This window comes from Flavobacterium branchiicola (assembly GCF_018383905.1).
GTDB classification, from domain to species: Bacteria; Bacteroidota; Bacteroidia; order Flavobacteriales; family Flavobacteriaceae; genus Flavobacterium; species Flavobacterium branchiicola.
Genome location: NZ_JAGYWA010000019.1, coordinates 1 through 2,110, shown reverse-complemented (window position 1 = coordinate 2,110; position 2,110 = coordinate 1). Strand labels below are relative to the sequence as shown.

The window sequence follows — 2,110 nt, the reverse complement described above, 5'->3', positions numbered from 1 at the left end:
GAATGCCTAGGCTCTCAGAGGCGAAGAAGGACGTGATAAGCTGCGAAAAGCTGCGGGGACGAGCACACATCGATTGATCCGCAGATATCCGAATGGGGCAACCCACTATGTTGAAGACATAGTACACCGATAGGTGGGCAAACCCGCTGAACTGAAACATCTAAGTAGGCGGAGGAGAAGAAAACAAAAGTGATTCCGTAAGTAGTGGCGAGCGAACGCGGATTAGCCCAAACCAATGTTGTTACGGCAATGTTGGGGTTGTAGGACCACGACATTTTATGCACAAGGAACCGGAACTGACTGGAAAGTCGGGCCATAGAGGGTGATAGCCCCGTATGGGTAACAAGTGTAATGAATAGTGGTATCCTGAGTAGGGCGGGGCACGTGAAACCCTGTCTGAATTTGGCGGGACCATCCGCTAAGGCTAAATACTCCTGAGAGACCGATAGTGAACCAGTACCGTGAGGGAAAGGTGAAAAGAACCGTGAATAACGGAGTGAAATAGATCCTGAAACCATACGCTTACAAGCGGTCGGAGCCCTTTCGTGGGGTGACGGCGTGCCTTTTGCATAATGAGCCTACGAGTTAACGTTGCTGGCAAGGATAAGTGATTAAGTCACGGATCCGTAGCGAAAGCGAGTCTGAATAGGGCGCTTTAGTCAGTAGTGTTAGACGCGAAACCGTGTGATCTACCCATGGGCAGGTTGAAGCTGTGGTAACACACAGTGGAGGACCGAACCGGTTGACGTTGAAAAGTCTTCGGATGACCTGTGGGTAGGGGTGAAAGGCCAATCAAACTCGGAAATAGCTCGTACTCCCCGAAATGCATTTAGGTGCAGCGCTGATGATAGTTATATAGAGGTAGAGCTACTGATTGGATGCGGGGGCTTCACCGCCTACCAATTCCTGACAAACTCCGAATGCTATATAATGTTTCACAGCAGTGAGGGCTTGGGTGCTAAGGTCCAAGTCCGAGAGGGAAAGAACCCAGACCATCAGCTAAGGTCCCCAAATATATGTTAAGTTGAAAGAACGAGGTTTGTCTGCCCAGACAGCTAGGATGTTGGCTTGGAAGCAGCCATTCATTTAAAGAGTGCGTAACAGCTCACTAGTCGAGCGGACGAGCATGGATAATAATCGGGCATAAACATATTACCGAAGCTATGGATTTACAAGCAATTGTAAGTGGTAGGGGAGCATTCTAACAGGGTTGAAGGTGTATCGTAAGGTATGCTGGACTGGTTAGAAAAGAAAATGTAGGCATAAGTAACGATAATGCGGGCGAGAAACCCGCACACCGAAAAACTAAGGTTTCCACAGCTATGCTAATCAGCTGTGGGTTAGTCTGGTCCTAAGGCGAACCCGAAAGGGACAGTCGATGGCCAACGGGTTAATATTCCCGTACTACTAATTACTGTGATGGGGTGACGGAGTGATGAAAGCGCCGCGAACTGACGGAATAGTTCGTTGAAGTACCTAGCTATATTCTCTATAGGCAAATCCGTAGAGAATGGTGAAATACGATAGTACTCGGAGTCTTCGGACAAAGAGATAGTGCGCCTAAGGGCTTCCAAGAAAAACCTCTAAACTTCAGGTAATTAGTACCAGTACCGTAAACCGACACAGGTAGTTGAGGAGAGAATCCTAAGGTGCTCGAGAGATTCATGGCTAAGGAATTAGGCAAAATAGACCTGTAACTTCGGGAGAAAGGTCGCCCCCAGCAATGGGGGCCGCAGTGAAGAGGTCCAGGCGACTGTTTATCAAAAACACAGGGCTCTGCAAAATCGTAAGATGAAGTATAGGGCCTGACACCTGCCCGGTGCTGGAAGGTTAAGAGGAGATGTTATCTTCGGAGAAGCATTGAATTGAAGCCCCAGTAAACGGCGGCCGTAACTATAACGGTCCTAAGGTAGCGAAATTCCTTGTCGGGTAAGTTCCGACCTGCACGAATGGTGTAACGATCTGGACACTGTCTCAGCCATGAGCTCGGTGAAATTGTAGTAACGGTGAAGATGCCGTTTACCCGCAGTGGGACGAAAAGACCCTGTGCACCTTTACTATAGCTTAGTATTGACCTTGGATAAATGATGTGTAGGATAGGTTGGAGACT

Annotated in this window: 1 rRNA gene; it reads left to right on the top strand. The window is 48.4% G+C overall.

Annotation, left to right across the window (positions count from 1 at the left end):
* A 23S ribosomal RNA gene (locus tag KHA98_RS22690) occupies window positions 1–2,110 on the top strand; the annotation flags it as partial.